22 protein-coding genes are annotated in these 17,788 nt (G+C 62.0%); 6 read left to right on the top strand and 16 right to left on the bottom strand.

Annotated elements, in window-relative coordinates:
- Positions 1–112 precede the first annotated feature (112 nt).
- Positions 113–388: a DUF1153 domain-containing protein gene (locus J2X35_RS17155; protein WP_006203587.1), complete on the top strand. Its 276-nt coding sequence runs from the start codon at positions 113–115 to the stop codon at positions 386–388.
- A 299-nt stretch (positions 389–687) separates the two neighbouring features.
- Here the strand turns inward: J2X35_RS17155 and J2X35_RS17160 are convergent, their stop codons facing one another.
- The gene (locus J2X35_RS17160) at positions 688–1,065 is read right to left on the bottom strand and encodes a flagellar export protein FliJ (RefSeq protein WP_310188724.1); all 378 of its coding nucleotides are present in this window, start codon (positions 1,063–1,065) and stop codon (positions 688–690) included.
- Between the two features lie 449 nt (positions 1,066–1,514).
- On the opposite strand from J2X35_RS17160, the gene ctrA reads away from it, so the two are divergent.
- Entirely contained in the window at positions 1,515–2,210 is a 696-nt protein-coding gene (gene ctrA / locus J2X35_RS17165) for a response regulator transcription factor CtrA (protein WP_056111170.1), read from the top strand.
- A gap of 76 nt (positions 2,211–2,286) precedes the next feature.
- Here ctrA and J2X35_RS17170 read toward each other — a convergent pair whose 3' ends face one another.
- The 3 genes from J2X35_RS17170 to J2X35_RS17180 all read right to left on the bottom strand — a co-directional run bounded on the left by J2X35_RS17170 (position 2,287) and on the right by J2X35_RS17180 (position 3,691).
- Positions 2,287–2,655, bottom strand: a complete 369-nt coding sequence (locus J2X35_RS17170; RefSeq protein ID WP_056111168.1) for a response regulator — start codon at positions 2,653–2,655, stop codon at positions 2,287–2,289.
- A 219-nt stretch (positions 2,656–2,874) separates the two neighbouring features.
- Entirely contained in the window at positions 2,875–3,504 is a 630-nt protein-coding gene (chpT, locus tag J2X35_RS17175) for a histidine phosphotransferase ChpT (protein WP_056111165.1), read from the bottom strand.
- On the bottom strand, positions 3,497–3,691 hold the full coding sequence (locus J2X35_RS17180) for a hypothetical protein (protein WP_156459826.1): 195 nt from the start codon (positions 3,689–3,691) through the stop codon (positions 3,497–3,499). Before J2X35_RS17180 ends, chpT begins: the two co-directional genes overlap by 8 nt.
- A 138-nt stretch (positions 3,692–3,829) precedes the next feature.
- On the opposite strand from J2X35_RS17180, the gene J2X35_RS17185 reads away from it, so the two are divergent.
- Positions 3,830–4,411 (top strand): DUF1134 domain-containing protein, encoded by a 582-nt coding sequence (locus J2X35_RS17185; RefSeq protein WP_056111163.1) that lies wholly within the window; start codon positions 3,830–3,832, stop codon positions 4,409–4,411.
- Between the two features lie 114 nt (positions 4,412–4,525).
- On the top strand, positions 4,526–5,686 hold the full coding sequence (locus J2X35_RS17190; RefSeq protein ID WP_310188394.1) for a hypothetical protein: 1,161 nt from the start codon (positions 4,526–4,528) through the stop codon (positions 5,684–5,686).
- Positions 5,687–5,693: 7 nt separating this feature from the next.
- Here the strand turns inward: J2X35_RS17190 and J2X35_RS17195 are convergent, their stop codons facing one another.
- The 5 genes from J2X35_RS17195 to J2X35_RS17215 all read right to left on the bottom strand — a co-directional run bounded on the left by J2X35_RS17195 (position 5,694) and on the right by J2X35_RS17215 (position 9,292).
- Positions 5,694–6,497, bottom strand: coding sequence for an RNA methyltransferase (locus J2X35_RS17195; protein WP_310188397.1), 804 nt, complete (start codon positions 6,495–6,497; stop codon positions 5,694–5,696).
- Positions 6,498–6,543: 46 nt separating this feature from the next.
- Complete coding sequence (locus J2X35_RS17200) at positions 6,544–6,960, bottom strand: metalloregulator ArsR/SmtB family transcription factor (protein ID WP_310188399.1); 417 nt, start codon at positions 6,958–6,960, stop codon at positions 6,544–6,546.
- 107 nt (positions 6,961–7,067) lie between these two features.
- Positions 7,068–7,835 carry a HugZ family protein gene (locus J2X35_RS17205; protein WP_310188401.1) on the bottom strand — a complete coding sequence of 256 codons (768 nt, stop codon included), beginning with the start codon at positions 7,833–7,835 and terminating at the stop codon, positions 7,068–7,070.
- Between the two features lie 22 nt (positions 7,836–7,857).
- Complete coding sequence (locus tag J2X35_RS17210; RefSeq protein ID WP_310188404.1) at positions 7,858–8,619, bottom strand: 3-hydroxyacyl-CoA dehydrogenase; 762 nt, start codon at positions 8,617–8,619, stop codon at positions 7,858–7,860.
- A 133-nt stretch (positions 8,620–8,752) separates the two neighbouring features.
- Complete coding sequence (locus J2X35_RS17215; RefSeq protein WP_310188407.1) at positions 8,753–9,292, bottom strand: N-acetyltransferase; 540 nt, start codon at positions 9,290–9,292, stop codon at positions 8,753–8,755.
- Between the two features lie 262 nt (positions 9,293–9,554).
- Here J2X35_RS17215 and J2X35_RS17220 point away from each other — a divergent pair, with 262 nt between their 5' ends.
- Positions 9,555–10,544 (top strand): glutathione S-transferase family protein, encoded by a 990-nt coding sequence (locus J2X35_RS17220; protein WP_310188410.1) that lies wholly within the window; start codon positions 9,555–9,557, stop codon positions 10,542–10,544.
- On the opposite strand, the gene J2X35_RS17225 is transcribed toward J2X35_RS17220, so the two are convergent.
- Positions 10,545–11,045 carry an NUDIX domain-containing protein gene (locus J2X35_RS17225; protein ID WP_310188412.1) on the bottom strand — a complete coding sequence of 167 codons (501 nt, stop codon included), beginning with the start codon at positions 11,043–11,045 and terminating at the stop codon, positions 10,545–10,547.
- Positions 11,046–11,098: 53 nt separating this feature from the next.
- On the opposite strand from J2X35_RS17225, the gene J2X35_RS17230 reads away from it, so the two are divergent.
- Positions 11,099–12,028, top strand: a complete 930-nt coding sequence (locus J2X35_RS17230) for a metallophosphoesterase (RefSeq protein ID WP_056111148.1) — start codon at positions 11,099–11,101, stop codon at positions 12,026–12,028.
- On the opposite strand, the gene J2X35_RS17235 is transcribed toward J2X35_RS17230, so the two are convergent.
- The 6 genes from J2X35_RS17235 to J2X35_RS17260 all read right to left on the bottom strand — a co-directional run bounded on the left by J2X35_RS17235 (position 12,018) and on the right by J2X35_RS17260 (position 17,694).
- Entirely contained in the window at positions 12,018–12,635 is a 618-nt protein-coding gene (locus J2X35_RS17235; protein ID WP_310188414.1) for a hypothetical protein, read from the bottom strand. The genes J2X35_RS17230 and J2X35_RS17235 overlap by 11 nt on opposite strands.
- Positions 12,636–12,701: 66 nt before the next feature.
- Entirely contained in the window at positions 12,702–13,526 is an 825-nt protein-coding gene (locus tag J2X35_RS17240) for an alpha/beta fold hydrolase (RefSeq protein WP_310188416.1), read from the bottom strand.
- 113 nt (positions 13,527–13,639) lie between these two features.
- Positions 13,640–15,358 carry a 2-isopropylmalate synthase gene (gene leuA / locus J2X35_RS17245; protein ID WP_310188418.1) on the bottom strand — a complete coding sequence of 573 codons (1,719 nt, stop codon included), beginning with the start codon at positions 15,356–15,358 and terminating at the stop codon, positions 13,640–13,642.
- Between the two features lie 339 nt (positions 15,359–15,697).
- On the bottom strand, positions 15,698–16,786 hold the full coding sequence (locus J2X35_RS17250; RefSeq protein ID WP_310188420.1) for an AbrB family transcriptional regulator: 1,089 nt from the start codon (positions 16,784–16,786) through the stop codon (positions 15,698–15,700).
- 94 nt (positions 16,787–16,880) lie between these two features.
- On the bottom strand, positions 16,881–17,180 hold the full coding sequence (locus tag J2X35_RS17255) for a putative quinol monooxygenase (protein ID WP_310188422.1): 300 nt from the start codon (positions 17,178–17,180) through the stop codon (positions 16,881–16,883).
- Between the two features lie 79 nt (positions 17,181–17,259).
- On the bottom strand, positions 17,260–17,694 hold the full coding sequence (locus tag J2X35_RS17260; RefSeq protein WP_310188423.1) for a DsrE family protein: 435 nt from the start codon (positions 17,692–17,694) through the stop codon (positions 17,260–17,262).
- Positions 17,695–17,788 lie beyond the last annotated feature (94 nt).

Genomic DNA, 17,788 nt, shown 5'->3' on the forward strand with positions numbered 1-17,788 from the left:
AACGCGACATTCACGAACCTTACCTACCCATTAGGGACTGCTTAGGCAATTTTTAAAGCTGTGGCGGTACTGTGGCGGGGATTAGGTCTGTGAGTTTTTAGTAGAGAGTACAATGACCGATCTGGTTAGACCGCGAGTCAAGTATGTTATCGGGCCTGACGGCAGCCCGCTTACGATTGCCGACCTGCCGCCAACGAACACCCGACGCTGGGTCATCCGGCGCAAGGCGGAAGTGGTTGCTGCCGTGCGTGGCGGACTTCTCAGTCTTGAGGAGGCGTGCCAGCGCTACAAACTCACCACCGAGGAGTTTCTGTCCTGGCAGGCCTCGATCGACGAATATGGCCTGGCCGGCCTGCGCACCACGCGCATCCAGCAATACCGGCACTGATCGGTTTCCGGCATTCAATTCAAGCCGGCATTCCTATCGCAAAGCATTTGAAGGGCGCCTTTGGCGCCCTTTTCTTGATGGGGCGGGGGATAAGGTTCGCCTGTCGGCGGTTGGAAGCCATTCGCCGCCTATCGCCCTACCGATCAAAAGATGTTGCGTGTGATGTTGCTGCGCGATGCCGCCAGATGCCGGAACGTCTGTCGTTCATTCTTCGGGGGCCGGGCAGATCTTCTGGTCAAGCCAGGATGATGAAGCCTACCGATCGCAACATGGCGACGGAGTGGCGGGAGGGTTCCCGATCAGCCGATCATGGCGCTGCGGTTGACGGTTTCAGGCTCGCGCACCTTGGTATCGCGCGATTCCAGCATTTCCGCCTTGGAAAGCTCCGCTTCAGCTTCGGCGAGTAATGATTCGGCTGCGCTTCGCTGCTGGGCGAGATCGGTTTGGGAATTCCTGATGTTGTCGCGGCGCAGGCGGGCTGCTTTGGCAAAGGTCGGATAGGCGAAATGATTCAAATCAGTGATGCCGGCCTTCTTCTCTTCGGCGACGATCTGATGTTCCAGTTCGCCCGCCATCCGTTCGAATTCGGCGATCATCATGTCGAGCTGCAGCAGTTGCCGACGCTTCTCGTTCACCTGAAACTGCTTCAGCCGAACCAGGTTTTCACGTGACTTCATGATTCGGTACTCCTGCAAACACACACTCGCACATATCGTCCCAACGGTCCTTGCGGCGCATTCCTGCCCGTATTCCCCGGGCTTTGTCCCGTTTATGGGAAACAAAATCCTAAAGTTTTTCGCGCCCGGTAACCATTCGTTTACGGGCATTGTTAATCATACAGGCGAGGACTTAAGGCCCGGTAAAAATTTCGGCTTCGGTCGAAGCGGCGGTCGGCGAGTCCCATGAGTCGGTTAGTTCAAATTCCTAATGTGATGCATTAGGAATGGAGGCTGATGATTCATCATTGGATTCAAGTCTGTGTAGAAAGGGGTTAAAAAATCTGGTATCGCTTCGTTGGCGGAATTAGGTTTTGTTAACCATTAAGTGGCAGCTTTGGTTCAGGCAATTCACTGCTCCGGTCCCGGATGGCTTTTGAGGCGGACCGGCAGCAGAAAAGGGGAATGAGATGCGCGTTCTGCTGATAGAAGACGACAGTGCAACCGCACAAAGCATCGAATTGATGCTGAAATCGGAAAGCTTCAACGTCTATACGACCGACCTCGGTGAAGAGGGTGTCGATCTGGGCAAGCTTTACGATTACGACATCATTCTCCTCGACCTGAACCTGCCGGACATGTCCGGCTACGAGGTGCTGAGGACATTGCGCCTGTCCAAGGTGAAGACGCCGATCCTGATCCTGTCCGGCATGGCCGGCATCGAGGACAAGGTGCGCGGCCTGGGCTTCGGCGCCGACGATTATATGACCAAGCCGTTCCACAAGGACGAGCTCGTCGCCCGTATTCATGCCATCGTCCGCCGCTCGAAGGGCCATGCGCAGTCGGTCATCGCCACCGGCGACCTGATCGTCAATCTCGACGCCAAGACAGTGGAGGTCGGCGGCCAGCGCGTGCACCTGACCGGCAAGGAATATCAGATGCTGGAGCTGCTTTCGCTGCGCAAGGGCACCACGCTGACCAAGGAAATGTTCCTGAACCACCTTTATGGCGGCATGGACGAGCCGGAATTGAAAATCATCGACGTTTTCATCTGCAAGTTGCGCAAGAAGCTCGATGCGGCTTCCGGCGGGCAGAATTATATCGAAACCGTCTGGGGCCGCGGCTATGTGCTGCGCGAGCCGGAAGAGATCCGCGAAAGCGCCTGATCCTGCTTCATCCAGGAAACAAAAACCCGGCCTTGCGCCGGGTTTTTTCTATTCGGACGAGCAATTCGGGCGAGCGTCAGGCGGCGACGTCGAGGCTGCGAAACCGCTCCAGCAGTTGCGGACGATTGAACGGCTTGAGGAGATAACCCTGCGCGCCGGCTCGCTTGGCCCGCATGATGGCGCCGATATCGACTTCGATGACGGAAATCAGGACACATGGCTTCACGACGCTGGGAATGGCCAGCACTTCGCGGATGAAGTCCACCGGCTGCATGTCGGGAAGCGCGATGTCGACCACGATGATGTCCGGCATTTCGGCGGCGCACATGGCAAGCGCGTCGGCGCCGCTTGCGGCATCTATGACCAGCATATCGGAGCCGCCGAGAATGCGCTTGGCCACCGTACAGATGACGTTCGAATGGTCAACGAACATGCAGCGCTTCATTACCGCTTCCCCTGACCGCCACCGGCCCAACTCACGATGTCATAATTGAGCAGACCTTATGCCGAACCGGTAAAAAAGCCGAAAAGCCGTTAGGTAAAATTTTCGGAAATACAGTTTTTCGGCGAGTTCATCTCTAAAATGAACTATGCAACCATAGCGGGCATCAGAGAAAAGAGAATGAGGGAAAGTATTTCCCAATAGACAGCCCGTTTCGACGTTTCAGGCAGCTGTCAGCACGATCTCTTCGGCGGTGGCGTGGATGGAAATGGTCATCCCGGCTTCCCGGGCCAGCAACAGCGTGTAGTAGGGCTGAACCGAATGGGCGTCGATTGGCTCCTCCGGCTTGTTGCCGGAATGAAGTTCGAGGAATTTGGGTGGCACCCGCAGCATCGGGCCGCTCGCTGAAAATGTGAAGCGCGGCTGCGTTTCCAGGTCGATGAGCGTGATCAGCAGCTTTCCGCCGCGCGGAATTGCGGCGCCCGCGACCAGTATGAGGTTCAGCAGCAGCTTCACCTTGTTCTTGGGCAGCAGGGCGCGCGTGCCGTTCCAGGTCAGCTCGGGCTTTTCGTTCTTGAAAAAGGCGATCGCCACCTGTTCGGCATCGCCGGTGTCGATCAGCATTCCGGCCGAGCCGGCAGCGCCAAAGGCGATGCGCGCAAATTGCAGCCGGGCGGACGCGTTGCGTGCGCTCTGGCGGATGAGGTTCATGGCGTCCTCGTCGGCGCCGCCCTCATCGAGCAGCTCGAGGCCGTTGTTGATGGCGCCGACCGGCGAAATGATGTCGTGGCAAACGCGGCTGCACAAAAGCGCCGCAAGATCCGTGGCGGAAAGGGTGAAGAGATCAGCCATCGACGGATTCCTGTAAAAGCCTCGATAAAATCAACGACATATCGCAACCGTGCGAATCAGACAGTTTATTGCCGGATTCTGGATACACAGCGCATAAAGCTGCGGCAACAAACCCGCGATTGTTTTCATTGCAAATCAGCAGGGTTGGGAGCTCAAATAATATGCTTTTGATGGCTGGATCGGTCATCGATCCGCCATCTTGGCGCGCGAGCTTAAGAGTAGGAAAAGGATTAGGGCATAGTTTGCCCGAAGCATCGGATGCGGCCGCCAAGAGCCGTGAGGTGCGAGGCGTCGGCGAAAGTGCTCCGTGACGGAGATTGGAAGCATGTTTTCCCGATTTTTCGACCGGACTTTGTTCCGTGTCATCGCCATGATGGCGGCTCTCGCCGGCACAATCGCATTTTCAGCCTCTGCTTCGCAGGCTGAGGAATATACGGCGCAGGAGATCGTCGATTCCGGACACCGGTTTTTCGGCTCGACCTCCGGAGGTCTTGCGACAGTGGTGGAGAAAGTCTTCGCATCCTACGGTCTGCCGAATGGCTATCTGCTGGGCGAAGAGGGCTCCGGAGCCTTGGTCGGCGGCCTGACCTATGGCGAGGGCACGCTTTACACCAAGAATGCGGGCGATCATAAGGTGTTCTGGCAGGGGCCGTCGCTTGGCTGGGATTTTGGTGGCCAGGGCTCGCGCGTGATGATGCTCGTCTACAATCTCGATGACGTCAGCGGTCTCTACACCCGGTTCGGCGGTGTCGCCGGTTCGGCCTATGTCGTGGCCGGGGCCGGGTTCAACGTGCTCAAGAACGGCAATATGCTGCTTGTTCCGATACGCACGGGTGTCGGTGCGCGGCTTGGCGTCAATCTCGGCTATCTGAAACTGACGCAGCAGGCGACCTGGAATCCGTTCTGATCCGGTTCACAACCCGACGCCGTGCGTCCCCCTTGCCGACGCGTTGGATTTCCGTCATGCGCCGTATAGGCTGATGCCGATCAGGCGCATGTCGGCCTGCTTGGGTAGGTATTCTTGGTTCAGTCGGCTCTGTTCTTCATCCTCGGTTTCCTGTGCGCGGGCTTTCTGGCCGTGCTCTTGGGGCCCGCCATCTGGCGGCGGGCGGTGCGGCTGACTCAGCGACGGGTCGAGGCCTCGCTGCCCATGACGCTTGCCGAAATCCAGGCCGACAAGGATCGTGCAAGAGCCGACCACGCCATGGCTGTCCGCCGGCTGGAGGTCACCAACAAGGCGCTGCAGGAGAAGGCCGCCACCCAGACGGTCGAGATCGCCCGCGGCCATGAAGACCTCAAGGCATCGAAGGCGTCGCTGACAGCCAGGGAAGAGGCCGCTTCCCAGCTCGAGGCCCGGATCGCGGCACTGGAAGCGGAACTGGGCCACCGCGAGGAGCAGATACAACTCGGCTCCGAGAAGCTGGCCAAGGCCGAGCAGGCGCTCAAGCAGCGTGAAACCGCGTTAGGGGAACTGGAAAAGCTCTACGACGAGGCTAGTTTCTCATCGAGCAACCGGCAGATCGAACTGGTGGCGCGCGAATCCCAGATCGACAAGATTTCCGGCGACGTTTCCCAATTGCGCAGCCAGCGCAAGGATGCTGACCGACGCTACCAGCTGGCGCTGGAGGAAACCCGCAGGGCACAGGATGAGCTGAAGGCCGAGAAGACGAAAAGCGGCGAACTGGACAAGAAACTGGAGCGGCTGCTGGCGACTCTGGCCGATCGGGACGACAAGCTCGAGCGCCGCGAGAAAGATTTGCAGCGGCTGCGTGAACGGACCCCGGGTGCAAATATCATGACGAACGACGGCGGAGAGCCTGTATCGACTGCTGACGATTTCGCAGCCGTTGTTACGCCAGCGAACGACGCCGATCCGGCGCAGGCCAAAGTTGAGGCGGACCGTCGGCGGCTGGAGCAACGCCTGACGGTGCTGGCGCGCGAGAACAAGCGGCTCAGAAGCGAATTGGCGGGAGAGGGGCAGCGCGAGACGCTGGCGGGTGACGCGGAATTGCGCGAGCAGATGAGCGAACTCGCTGCCGAGATCGTGAACCTGACCATCCGACTCGAAGGCCCGGAATCGCCGGCAGCCAAGATGGTTGGCGGTCCGACCAAGAGTGGCGTCGATGGGTCCCCGAGCCTAGCCGATCGGATCAGGGCGCTGCGCGACGGCGCCGCCGGATGACGCCGTACTAGCGCTTAAAATCGGCGAAGCGATGAAGCGCTATGGCCGAGGCGGCGGCGACATTGAGGCTGTCGAAGCCGGCAGACATGTCGATGCGCAGGGTCTGCATCCGGCTCATCAGCTCTGCCGGCAAGCCTTCTCCCTCAGTCCCCAGATAGAGCGCCGTGTTGCCATCGCGCCGGACGTCACGGATGTTGAGGGCGCCGGTGGGCGACAGCGCGAACTGGGAGAAGCCTCTGGCGTCCAGGCGGGCGATGAAATCGGCGGCGTCGTCGAACACACTGAATGGCAGGCGTAGCGCCGCGCCGACCGAAACCCGGATTGCCTTGCGATAAAGCGGATCGCAGCAGGTTCCATCCAGAAACACGGCGTCGGCCGCGAACGCGGCTGCATTGCGGAAGATCGCTCCCATATTGTCGTGATTGGCGATGCCGATCGGTACGACCACAAGAGCCGATTCCGGCAGAGTGTCGAGCAGGGCTGCCGTATCCGGCATTTCGCCCTTGTGGCCGATGGCGAGAATGCCGCGGTGCATATGGAAGCCGGCGATCCGGTCCATGACCGCGCTGGTCACGACATGGACCGGGAGGTCGGACGCTGCGTCGCGCAAGGTTTCTTCGAGACCGGCAAGCCGGTTCTCCAGCACGAGCACTGATTCTGCCCTGAAGCGCGCCGATTTCAGCAGGGCGCCGAGCACAACCTTGCCCTCGGCAACGAACCTGTCGCGGCGCCCGACCAGATCTCGTTCGCGGATGTCGAGGAAAGACGCCACCCGCGGATCTGCGGGATCTTCGATGCGGATGAGGTTCATGCACTTGCTTAAAGGCACCCGCCACAGGGGCGTCAAGGGGCTCTATTTATTTGTTTTTTTCGCATTCCAGCCGGACACGATGCTCGGTCGGCGACGCTGCGTTTCCATCGGCCTTCCCCCGAGGGCGCTCGCCATAGATAGACCTCAGCACATTCAAAAGGTCGGAAACGGCCGCGCAACTACAGGAATAGTAAATCGTCTGGCGTTCGCGCCTAGTCTGGACAAGGCCAACGGCCCGCAGCTTGGCCAGATGCTGCGATAACGCCGACTGGCTGAGCGATACCATCTTTGCAATCGTACCGACGGACAGCTCGTGATCGACCAGATAGGTCATGATGACGAGCCGCTTTTCATTGCCCATCACCGCCAGAAATTCAGCTGCCAAGCCAACACCCGCAATAAGCCTTGTCGAAGCAAGGGCTACCCCTCCCGGTTCGGACGCTATAGGGGTCATTGGGTGCATTTTTATATCTGCATCGTACCTACGGGTGCGTAAAAAATCTTAGAACATCTTTTCCAAATATCAAGGACAGACTTACTTCCAGTTGCAGACGGTTGGTTTATTGGCACTTATGCCGCGCGTCCGGCCTTCGCCATGGCGACCAGAACCGTCCTGAGGTCCTGCGCTGCCGAGAGCGGTTGCGGGAAAAACACCCGACCGATTCGGTCGCCGCTGGCGAGGTCCATGCCTTCGGCGTCGAAGCCGGTGAGCACCCAGCCATTGCCTTCCGCCTTGGCGTAGTGGCTGGCATAGATGGCGATCGCTTCGAGATGATCGGCGTTCATATGCTCGAGCGCGGGCTGTTCCGCGGCCGCGAGCTGCGCGTTGATATCACCTTCTATCAGAAGGTCGGCGCGATCGAGCAGGTAGGCCTTGCCGAAACCGCCGTTCAGGCTGGCGCGCCGCGGCTCCAACCGGAAAAAGCTGAAGTCGCCGAGCCCGACGTAGAGCTTCGCCTTGGGATTGCGGTTCAGATAGCGTCGTTCGGCCCGCTGATGGTCCGGCGTGTCTTGGTCCAGCCGGTTGGCGGCGCAGATCAGGCTGAGGCGCGGGTGGGCCAGCGGGTCGCCTTTGCCTGGCTCGCCAAGCAGAAGCGAGCAGCGGGCATCCGCCATGAGCGCCCTGGTGTGAGCCGACAGCCCGGACACCAGGATAAGCGGCGCGCCATCCATATCGGTGGCGACGCCGACGCGGCTGACGAATGGCGCGCCGGTTTCCGGCTCCAGCACCGCCAGCGCGCCGAAACGGGCGCTGCGAACGAGCGTCCTGGCCAGCCGGATCGCCACGGCGTCCGTTTGGCGGATGACGTCTTTCTTGCCGTCTGCCGGTTCGGTCATCGTTGCAAGGCCCAGCCGGCAATCACTTTGGCGCCATGCGGATGGCTCCATCGAGGCGGATGGTTTCGCCGTTGAGCATCTGGTTTTCGATGATATGGAGCGCCAGCGCCGCATATTCCGAAGGTTCGCCCAGCCGGGGCGGGAAGGGCACCGCCGCGCCGAGCGAATCCTGCACCTCCTGCGGCATGCCGGCCATCATCGGTGTCTTGAAGATGCCGGGCGCGATGGTGCAGACGCGGATGCCGGAGCGGGAGAGGTCGCGCGCGACGGGAAGCGTCATGCCGACGACGCCGCCCTTGGATGCGGAATAGGCCGCCTGGCCGATCTGGCCGTCGAACGCGGCTACGGAGGCGGTGTTGACGATGACGCCACGCTCACCGCCATCGAGGGCTTCGAGTTTCGAAGCGGCGTCGGCGAAAAGCCGGATCATGTTGAAGGTGCCGATCAAGTTGATCTCGACAACCTTGCGGAACTGGTCCAGCGGGTGGGGGCCTTCCTTGCCCACGGTCTTCGATCCGATGGCGATACCGGCGCAATTCACCAATATGCGGGCCGGGCCGAGCTTCGAAGCAGCTTCTGCGACGGCCGCGGCGCCGCTTTCGGCGCTGCTCACATCGCATTTGACCGCCGCGCCGCCGATCTCCTCGGCCACCTTGGCAGCGCGATCGATGCCGAGATCGAGGATGGCGACCTTGACGCCCCTGGCGGCAAGCGCGCGTGCCGTCGCCTCGCCGAGACCCGAGCCACCGCCGGTGACGATTGCAATCTGACCGTTCGGATTCATGCGTTCCCTCCTCCTGCTGCAATTGAAGCGACCTGTCGCAGGATAAAGATGCCCCACAGCACAAATGTCGCCCGACAAATATAGAGAGCGTATTTGCGCTCCGGCCCGCAATAGGCCGCAACTTCCGCGAGCGTCAAGCCGCCTTTATGCCGCCGGATGCGATAGCTTCCGCCCCGCCCGCATGAGCGATCTCGCCCGCTAGTTTTGCGACCCCGCCCGGCATGATCTCATGCGCCAGCAGACGGTTGAAATCCACCGGGCGCGGCATGGAAACCTGGCCGGCCGGTATCCGCTGGAACCCGAGCGGGCCATAGTAGGGCTCGTCGCCTACCAGAACCACGGCGGGCCAGCCGGCCTTGGCGGCGGCTTCCAGGCACATGGCGACAAGATGACGTCCGATGCCGAGGTTCTTGAAGGCAGGGCGCACCGCCAACGGTCCGAGCAGCAAGGCGCGGCCCTTGCCGGCGGTGATGCGCGTCATGCGTACGGAAGCGATGACGGCGCCGCCATCGACCGCGACGAAGGAAAGGTTCCGCTCATGCGGACCGCCTTCCCTGATCTTGTAGGCGGCACGCGCGAAGCGTCCCGGCCCGAAGGCTTCTTCGTTGATGATGTCGATTTCGGGATCGTGGGCCGGGCTTTCCGGCAGGTATTCAACGTCGGCAAGGCTCATGGTCTTAGCGTTCCGGATAAGAAGAAAGGTGCTGCAAACGGCAGCGTTCGCCAGTCAGCGCTTCAAGCGCGGGCGGCCTTTCGTCGTCGGTCGAACCGGACATTTGCCAGGAAATCCATCATGCGCGTTCCGCTAGCATCAAATTCGGACCCCGGCAATCGTTCTTCCGCGCATTTCGATCTGTTGACGATGCGTTCATCGCAAAAGCTTTGCACGCGAAGATTTCCGCCTACATAGAGCCAGTAGAAACGGGGACTGTACGATGGGTTTGCTTGTCGACGGAAAATGGCAGGACTGCTGGTACGACACCAAGGAAAGCGGCGGCAAGTTCGTGCGGGCGGAATCACAGTGGCGCGACTGGGTAACCGTCGATGGCCAACCAGCTGAGGGCCGCCAGCGCGGCTTCAAGGCCGAACCCGGCCGCTACCATCTCTACGTCTCGCTTGCCTGCCCGTGGGCGCATCGCACGCTGATCTTCCGGGCGCTGAAGCGGCTGGAAGATGTCATTTCCGTTTCCGTCGTCCATCATTTCATGGGCAAGGATGGCTGGACGTTCCTCGCTGAGGATGGCGCCACCGGCGACACGATCTATGGCCTGCGGTTCCTGCACCAGATCTATACCAAGGCCGACTCCAACTTTTCGGGCCGGGTGACGGTGCCGGTGCTGTGGGACAAGCAGGAACAGACCATCGTCTCGAACGAGTCTGCCGAAATCATCCGAATGCTGAATTCGGCCTTCGACGCATGGGGCGACGCCCGCGTCGATTTCTATCCGGCCGCGCTGCGCGAGGAAATCGATGCGGTGAACGCGCTGGTCTATCCGGCGGTCAACAACGGCGTCTACCGCGCCGGCTTCGCGACGACACAAGCGGCCTACGAGGAAGCGTTCGGCGAGTTGTTCGCGGCGCTGGACACTCTGGAGGCACGCCTGTCGCGGCAACGCTACCTTGCCGGCGACGTCATAACGGAGGCGGACTGGCGCTTGTTCACCACGCTGGTGCGTTTCGACCCGGTCTATGTCGGCCACTTCAAGTGCAATCTGCGCCGTATCGCCGACTATCCGAACCTGTCGAATTATCTGCGCGAACTCTACCAGGTGCCGGGCGTGGCCGGCACGGTCAATCTGCACCATATCAAGGCGCATTATTACGGGAGCCACGCGACCATCAACCCGACCGGGATCATCCCCGTTGGGCCGGAGATCGAGTACGCCGCCCCCCACGATCGCGCGCGTCTGGCGAAGGCTGCGTAGTTACCAGTAAGGCGAGGGAACCGCGCCGTCGAAGACTTCGGCAAGGCGCCGGCGTGTCCCGGGGGTGAGTCCATCAGGCAAGGCATCGAGCGGGAAAAATCCCGCCTCGGCGATCTCATGGTCCGCCAGCTTCGGGCCGCTCTGGCGGAAGGCCTCGATCAGATAGAAGCCGACATGGTCGCGCCGGCTGGTGCCGCGGTTGAAATGTACGGATTTCAACAAGGGCGGCGCGGTGAAGACGATGTTGCCTTCCTCGGCAAGCTCACGCTCCAGCGCCTCGCCGAGGGTTTCGCCGGTCTCGACGCCGCCGCCGGGAAGCTGCCAGCCGGGCACATAGGTATGGCGGATGAGGAAGACGGCATTGGCCTCGCGATCATGGACGAGACCGCGCACGCCCAGCGTCATCGGCCGTTTGACCACAAAGAAAAGATGGAAGAGCTTCGCCCGCAAACCGGCCCAGCCGGTCTGGCGAAACTGCCTGTCCGGGTCGGCAATGCTCATGGCGCGCCAAAGCGTGAGTGGAAAGCCGCGCAATCCTCCCGTAAGAAGAAAACATGTTCAGGCTTGCGCATATCTCCGACATCCATCTGGGGCCTCTGCCCGATGTATCCTATCGCGATCTCGCCTCCAAGCGCGTCGTCGGCTACGTGAACTGGCAGCGCAACCGCCGCCGGCACATGCATGATGTGGTGATCGATACGCTTGTCGCGGACATTCAGGCCAACGCGCCTGACCATCTGGCGGTGACCGGCGATCTGGTCAATCTGGCGCTCGACGGTGAAATCGAGATGGCGCGCCTTTGGCTGGAAACGCTGGGGCCGCCGCACGACGTATCGGTGGTGCCGGGCAATCACGACGCCTATGTGCCGGGCGCCTTCGACAAGATCTGCCGGTCGTGGGCAGCCTGGATGGCGGGCGACGGCGCCAACGCGACGGTCGGCCGCCATTCCTTTCCCTATCTGCGGGTGCGCGGCAATGTGGCGCTGATCGGCGTTTCCACCGCGCGCGCGACCGCGCCATTCATGGCCAACGGCTTCTTCGAGGACGGGCAGGCGACGCGCATGGCCAGGATTCTGGAGGAAACCGGCAGGCGCGGCCTGTTCCGCGTCGTCATGATCCACCATCCGCCGGTGCGGGGCGCGGTGCCGCAGCACAAGCGCCTGTTCGGCATCGGGCGGTTCCACAAGACAGTTGGTACGCACGGCGCTGAACTGGTGTTGCACGGCCATTCGCACCTGCCGTCGCTCTATTCGATCGGCAGCGGCAAGGCGAAGATACCGGTCGTGGGCGTCGCGGCAGCGGGCCAGGCGCCGGGCGGAAAGCATCCTCCGTCGCAGTACAATCTCATCGAGATCGAAGGCGAGCCTGAGCGTTGGCAGGTGCGGCTGACGCGCCGCGGCCTGACAGGCGCGGCCATGCCGCCGTCGGACATCGAAACGGTCGAATTGCGGTCGGATACAGCGTCGGCGCTGGTTAGAAACTGATCCTGATCGCCGAAATGCGGTCCCAGAAGAGGACCGCCGAGACCGCTAGCCCTGCGAGCGCGCCGGCGGTAATCAGTCCGAGCACCGAGAAGAAGGCAGACCAGCGGTCCGGCCGCGAGACAGCCTTTAACGGCGGCTCGGCTTCCTGGACGGCCGGGCGTTTCAAATCGACAATGGCGGGCTCGACACCGCCTTCCATCATCCGCTGGCGTTCGACGATGCGCTCGGCGACGTATTTGGTGACCTGATCGATCACCGGCTTCATGTCCGTCGATTCCGCCAGCACGACGCGGCCGATGCGAGTGTCCTTCAGGAAGCGATAGGTACGCCGGTCGCGGCCCATGGCGACGTGGCTGACGGCATCGATCCACAGGCGGGGCTGCAACCCGGACGATACGGCGAAATCGAAACTGTCGATGTCCGCGGGCACGTCGGCGAAGACCGGCGCCAGCTCAGCCGCCAGCAGGTCCAGCCGCATGCGATGCGCCTCGCGCATGTCGACGACGACATCGTCGCGGTCGGCCAGCGCGTTCTTCACGTCCCTTATGGCGTCGGTCAGCTTCCGCGACGTGTCAGGCAGAGCTGTCGTATCGTTGGCTTCCTTCATCGGAGGCGCCCCAATTATGGTAAATACCCGGTTAACATAAACGGAAGCAGAATGCATCCGGCCTTGTCATCGCAAGGGGCGTGCGGGTCGAATGCCGGCGAGGATAAGCTCCGTCACGGTCTCGGGGGCTTCCGAGACAAGCATGTGTCCGATACCGGGAAGTCGCCTGATCTTAAAGTGCCGCGGCAGGTTTTCGGTTTGCTTGAAAGGCAGCACAGGGTCTGCGTCGCCCCAGGCGACCGTGACCGGCATGAGAAGCGCCGCCAGCATTTCGCCGGGGATGACGCCCTGCCGCCCGTCGCGGGCGATCATGCCGACGATGTCCAGCAGGATGGCGGTCTGGCCGGGTTGCCGCCGCATCTCTCGGTAGGGGTGGAGCGCGGCATCCGCGATTTGCGCCTGCGGTCCCGACATCGCAGCGAGGCACTGCCGGATTTCGTCGTCATCGACCGCAGCGGCGTAACGGCGCAACAGGGCGCCGTTGATTTCCTCGCCCACGCCGCCGGGGGCCAGCAGGGTCAGCGACGCAACGCGTTCAGGTTCGGCCACGGCCATGAGGGTGGCGATGGCGCCGCCCATGGAATGACCGACCAGATGAGCGCGCTGAATATCGCGGGACGCGAGGTCGGCTAGAATGGCGGCGGCGGTGCGTCGGGCGGAGCCTGCGCCGGACCCCGTCAATGATTGGCCGTGACCGGGCAGATCGTAAGCCAGCATTCGCGCAGAGCTGGCCAAACTGCGGATGATATCGCGCCATATGGCATGGCAGCCGCCGAATCCGTGCAGCAGAACGACTGGTGGTTTGTCGGTCTGCCTGTCGCCAGTTCGGCCACTGCCGTCCTGCTCGGCGGCAAAAAGCCCGGAATTGGTTGTCGAAGGAGTGTCAGTCATTTGCGACCGCCACTGTGCTTCGGTCTTTCTTGGAAGGCAATCATCGGGTCACTGCGAATGCAAAGCTTGGGTGCCCGGCTGATCGGATTGATCAAGCCGGGCAAGCATTGCGTTCAGCTGCCAGCCTTTGCGGCTATGCGGTTGGCGGCGGACACGACCGCCTCGAGCGAAGCGGCGACAATGTTGGTGTTGATGCCCGCGCCGAACAGTTTGCCGCCGGGGTACTCCATCTCGACATAGGAGATCGCCGAGGCATTGGAGCCGCGCTGGAGGGAATGCTCGGAATAGTCGAGCACCGACATGTCGATACCGAGATGACGGGAGAGCGCATCGACGAAGCCGTCGATCGGGCCGGTCCCGCTGCCGCTGATGGTGATCTCCTTGCCGTTGTCGAGGATGATCGCCTCGACAATGCGGCGGCCCTTCACCCCGGTGTCGGGATAGGTGTGATGGTCGAGGAACTTGAAGCGCCCGCCCGGCTGGTCGACATAGACCTCGACGAAACGGTCATGGATGCGCTTGACCGGCACTTCCTTGCCTTCGGCGTCGGTGATCGACTGGATTTCCTGGCTGAACTCGACTTGCAGGTTGCGCGGCAGGTTCAGCCCGTAGTCCGCCTGCAGTACATAGGCGATGCCGCCCTTGCCGGATTGCGAGTTGATGCGGATGATCGCCTCGTAGCTGCGTCCGACATCCTGCGGGTCGATGGGCAGGTACGGCACTTCCCAGAGTTCGGTGTTGGCCTTCTTCAGCGCCTTCATGCCCTTGTTGATGGCATCCTGATGGGAACCGGAAAACGCCGTATAAACGAGTTCGCCGACATAGGGATGGCGCTCGGGAATGCGCAGCTGGTTCGAATATTCGTAGACATCCTTCATGCGCGAGATGTCCGAACAGTCGAGCAACGGGTCGACGCCCTGCGTGTACATGTTGAGCGCCAGCGTGACGATATCGACATTGCCGGTGCGCTCGCCATTGCCGAACAGCGTGCCTTCGACCCGGTCGGCGCCGGCCATCAGGCCGAGTTCGGTCGTCGCCACGGCGGTGCCGCGATCGTTGTGCGGATGCAACGAGACGATCAGGTTCTCGCGGTTGTCGAGGTTGCGGCACATCCATTCGATGCGGTCGGCATACGTGTTGGGCGTTGCCATCTCCACCGTGGACGGCAGGTTGACGATGAGCTTGTTGTCAGGCGTCGGCCGGACGATCTCGGCCACCGCGTTGCAGATCTCCAGCGCCACTTCGAGCTCGGTGCCAGTGAAGCTTTCCGGCGAATACTGGAAGCGGTATCCGCCGCCGGCCTTGGCCGCCATGTCGGTGATCATCTTGGCGGCGTCGGTGGCGATGCGCTTGATGCCGGCGACGTCCTTGTCGAACACGACGCGGCGCTGCAATTCGCTGGTGGAATTGTAGAAATGCACGATCGGCGTCTTCGCTCCATCGAGCGATTCGAAGGTGCGCGCGATCAATTCAGGGCGGCACTGCACCAGCACCTGCAGATCGACGTTGTCAGAAATGTTGCCTTCCTCGATGCACCAGCGGGTGAAATCGAAGTCGGTCTGCGAGGCGGACGGGAAACCGACCTCGATTTCCCGAAAACCCATGTCGAGCAGGAGCTGGAACATGCGGGCCTTGCGGTCGTGGCCCATCGGGTCGACCAGCGCCTGGTTACCGTCGCGCAGGTCGACCGAGCACCAGACCGGCGCTTTCTCGATCCTCCGTGAGGGCCATGTGCGGTCGGACAGTCCGACCGTGGGGTAGGGCGCATATTTGCGCGGCGCGTCCGGCATGCCCTTGGCCGTGGCGGATCGTACGTCTGTTCTTGCGTTCATCGTCTCATCTCCGGGCGCCCCGGCGGACCGCGTCGAGCGATCACGCGCCAGGCGGCGCCTCTATCCGATTGTCGTTTCCAGAATGTGATTTGCCAAGGAGCAGGATGCCAGCCGGCGATATCGATCGCCGGGCGCTCCTTCAGCGGGCCCGGCGATCGCCGATAAGGCCGAGAAGAAGAAGGGTCGAGGCAAGCGCGCGCAACGTCTCGCCGGCAATGCCGGACGCAGTATGTGCGGTCGAGGACGGGCGCATTTTCATGGCGGCTTTCTTACAGGAGGTGCCGAGACGTGGCAAGTCCGTCTTGCCGGGCCTCGCGCTTCAAGCTCTTCGCCGCAGCTTCATTCCTTGACAGCCCGCGCAACCAGCTTGGCCAGGCTGGGGCCGAGCAGCAGCACGATCATGAAGCGCACTGTCTGCAGCGCCATGATGAAGGAGATGTCGACGTTCTGCGATGCGGCGGCGATGATGGCGATGGAATCCATGCCGCCCGGACTGGTCGCCAGATAGGCAGTCAGCGGATCGATGCCGAGCAGATGGCTGATCAGCCAAGCCATGCCGCCGCAGAAGGCGATGAGGGCGAGGATCGAGCCGACGACCTGTGGGAGGGCGCGGGCGGCGTGCAGCAGGATCGCTCGGGTGAAGTTCAGGCCGATCGACCAGCCGACCAGCGCATAGCTGAGGGCGAGCAGCCATTGCGGCAACTGAAAAGGCACGCCGGCGCCGAGATGGAGCGCAGTGCCCAGGATCATCGTGCCGAGCAGATAGGGCGAGGGGAGCCGGAGCAGGTGGCCGGCGACGCCGCCGCCCGCGATGATGGCAAGGGTGCCGGCAAATACGGGCAGATCGAGGGGCGGAAACCAGACAATGGCGGGCGGTTCGACGCCGGTGGTGTCGACCCACATGCGGGCGATGAGGGCCGCCGCCATGGAGACGAAGATGACACGCAGATATTGCATGAAGGCGACAAGGCGCTGGTCGGCCCCGAAGGCGCCGGCCATCAGCACCATGGCGGTGGCGGCGCCGGGCGCCGACCCCCATACGGCGGTCGTGCCGGGCAGAATGCGCCAGCGACTGATCAGCCAGCCGAGAAGGCTCGATGCGGCGATGGTGGCGAAGACGGTAGCCGCGAAAAGCGGCCAGTCGGCATAGAAAACGGAAAAAATGCCGGGAGATATGGAACTCGCGATCAGGCAGCCGACCACGGACTGAGCCGCGGCGAAGGCAAAACGTGGAACGCGGACGGTGGCGCCATTGGTGCCGGCGACGATAGCCGCGAACATGGGACCGAGCAGCAAGGCGGCGGGAAGTTCAGCGAATTCCAGCGCGCCGGAGAAAAGCAGCGAGACGACAAGGATCAAAAGCCATTGAATTGCGGGCGCAAGACGGGCCAATGGCTCGACGCGGGACGGTTCCGGCATACTATCCATCGCCGCCTGTTAGACCCGAAGCGGTAAAAAGCGAACCCTGCCGGACGAAAAAACCGATATGTCGTCGTTTTTTGTGTGCCAGACGGCGTGCCTACTAGGCAGCGGGCAGGCCGAAGCCTCCGACCGGTTCGGTTTCGATCTGGAACTCGAAACCGGCGATCATCGGCCGCGCCCGGGTGATCGCCTCCTGTACTTGCGGCATGGACAGCGACGCCTTGTGGCTTTCCCGATCGGTCCAGACCTCGGTGACCCAGATGGCCGTCGTATCGGCGGGGTCGCGCGCGATGAGATAGCTCAGGCAACCCGGCAGCGCGCCGGTGGTATCCAGCAGAAGGTCGATCAGCTCGTCGCGTTTGCCGGGCAGCGCCCGCATCTTTCCGATCAGGCCGTACATTCAAAACCTCCTCTGCCGGTCCCGCCGCCTGACGACAAACTTGGCCGTTCCAGGCGCGCTGTTCAAGTCGCGAATGCGCCTAGGGCCGGAGATAGGCGTAGCCCTGCGCCTGCAATTCGGCCAGCCGCACCACGCCGCCGGCCTCGGCGCTGGCGAAACCCTCGAAAAGATCCGGCAGGCCGAGCGACATGCCATTCATGGTTTTGGCGCAGGCCTGAACGGCAAGCCCCTGCTTCCTCAGCCCGGCGAAACGGCTGGAAATGGCGGCTGAAGCGCCGTTGCGCCTGAACGCCGACAGCGCCGGTCCGTGCACGACGAGCACAATGTCGACATTGCCGCCAGTGCCCTCATAGTGGTTCTTGATATTGCCCAGTACGAAACCGACCTTGGCGACCTCGTTGAGATGGTAGGCTACTTTCTGCCTCGCTGGCGCGGTCGCCGCCCGCGCAGCGCCCAGACCCAACAGCGCGCTTCCTCCGGCAAAAAGTCCACGAAACATGTCTCGACGCAGCACCGCTCCCTCCTGTTTCGGGTCATCGCCAATTGACGTGGCGCATTCGGCATTCTTAGCATAAATTCCATACAGGCAGGTCCCGTGCGGGAGAGGG

Source organism: Mesorhizobium sp. BE184 (assembly GCF_031457045.1).
Taxonomy (GTDB): Bacteria; Pseudomonadota; Alphaproteobacteria; order Rhizobiales; family Rhizobiaceae; genus Mesorhizobium.

What these genes read in the sequence shown, in the direction of transcription:
- J2X35_RS17155 (WP_006203587.1), top strand. Translation starts at nt 113, where the DNA reads ATGACCGATCTGGTTAGACCGCGAGTCAAGTATGTTATCGGGCCTGAC.
- J2X35_RS17160 (WP_310188724.1), bottom strand. Translation starts at nt 1,065, where the DNA reads ATGAAGTCACGTGAAAACCTGGTTCGGCTGAAGCAGTTTCAGGTGAAC.
- ctrA (WP_056111170.1), top strand. Translation starts at nt 1,515, where the DNA reads ATGCGCGTTCTGCTGATAGAAGACGACAGTGCAACCGCACAAAGCATC.
- J2X35_RS17170 (WP_056111168.1), bottom strand. Translation starts at nt 2,655, where the DNA reads ATGAAGCGCTGCATGTTCGTTGACCATTCGAACGTCATCTGTACGGTG.
- chpT (WP_056111165.1), bottom strand. Translation starts at nt 3,504, where the DNA reads ATGGCTGATCTCTTCACCCTTTCCGCCACGGATCTTGCGGCGCTTTTG.
- J2X35_RS17180 (WP_156459826.1), bottom strand. Translation starts at nt 3,691, where the DNA reads ATGACCGATCCAGCCATCAAAAGCATATTATTTGAGCTCCCAACCCTG.
- J2X35_RS17185 (WP_056111163.1), top strand. Translation starts at nt 3,830, where the DNA reads ATGTTTTCCCGATTTTTCGACCGGACTTTGTTCCGTGTCATCGCCATG.
- J2X35_RS17195 (WP_310188397.1), bottom strand. Translation starts at nt 6,497, where the DNA reads ATGAACCTCATCCGCATCGAAGATCCCGCAGATCCGCGGGTGGCGTCT.
- J2X35_RS17200 (WP_310188399.1), bottom strand. Translation starts at nt 6,960, where the DNA reads ATGCACCCAATGACCCCTATAGCGTCCGAACCGGGAGGGGTAGCCCTT.
- J2X35_RS17205 (WP_310188401.1), bottom strand. Translation starts at nt 7,835, where the DNA reads ATGACCGAACCGGCAGACGGCAAGAAAGACGTCATCCGCCAAACGGAC.
- J2X35_RS17210 (WP_310188404.1), bottom strand. Translation starts at nt 8,619, where the DNA reads ATGAATCCGAACGGTCAGATTGCAATCGTCACCGGCGGTGGCTCGGGT.
- J2X35_RS17215 (WP_310188407.1), bottom strand. Translation starts at nt 9,292, where the DNA reads ATGAGCCTTGCCGACGTTGAATACCTGCCGGAAAGCCCGGCCCACGAT.
- J2X35_RS17220 (WP_310188410.1), top strand. Translation starts at nt 9,555, where the DNA reads ATGGGTTTGCTTGTCGACGGAAAATGGCAGGACTGCTGGTACGACACC.
- J2X35_RS17225 (WP_310188412.1), bottom strand. Translation starts at nt 11,045, where the DNA reads ATGAGCATTGCCGACCCGGACAGGCAGTTTCGCCAGACCGGCTGGGCC.
- J2X35_RS17230 (WP_056111148.1), top strand. Translation starts at nt 11,099, where the DNA reads ATGTTCAGGCTTGCGCATATCTCCGACATCCATCTGGGGCCTCTGCCC.
- J2X35_RS17235 (WP_310188414.1), bottom strand. Translation starts at nt 12,635, where the DNA reads ATGAAGGAAGCCAACGATACGACAGCTCTGCCTGACACGTCGCGGAAG.
- J2X35_RS17240 (WP_310188416.1), bottom strand. Translation starts at nt 13,526, where the DNA reads ATGACTGACACTCCTTCGACAACCAATTCCGGGCTTTTTGCCGCCGAG.
- leuA (WP_310188418.1), bottom strand. Translation starts at nt 15,358, where the DNA reads ATGAACGCAAGAACAGACGTACGATCCGCCACGGCCAAGGGCATGCCG.
- J2X35_RS17250 (WP_310188420.1), bottom strand. Translation starts at nt 16,786, where the DNA reads ATGGATAGTATGCCGGAACCGTCCCGCGTCGAGCCATTGGCCCGTCTT.
- J2X35_RS17255 (WP_310188422.1), bottom strand. Translation starts at nt 17,180, where the DNA reads ATGTACGGCCTGATCGGAAAGATGCGGGCGCTGCCCGGCAAACGCGAC.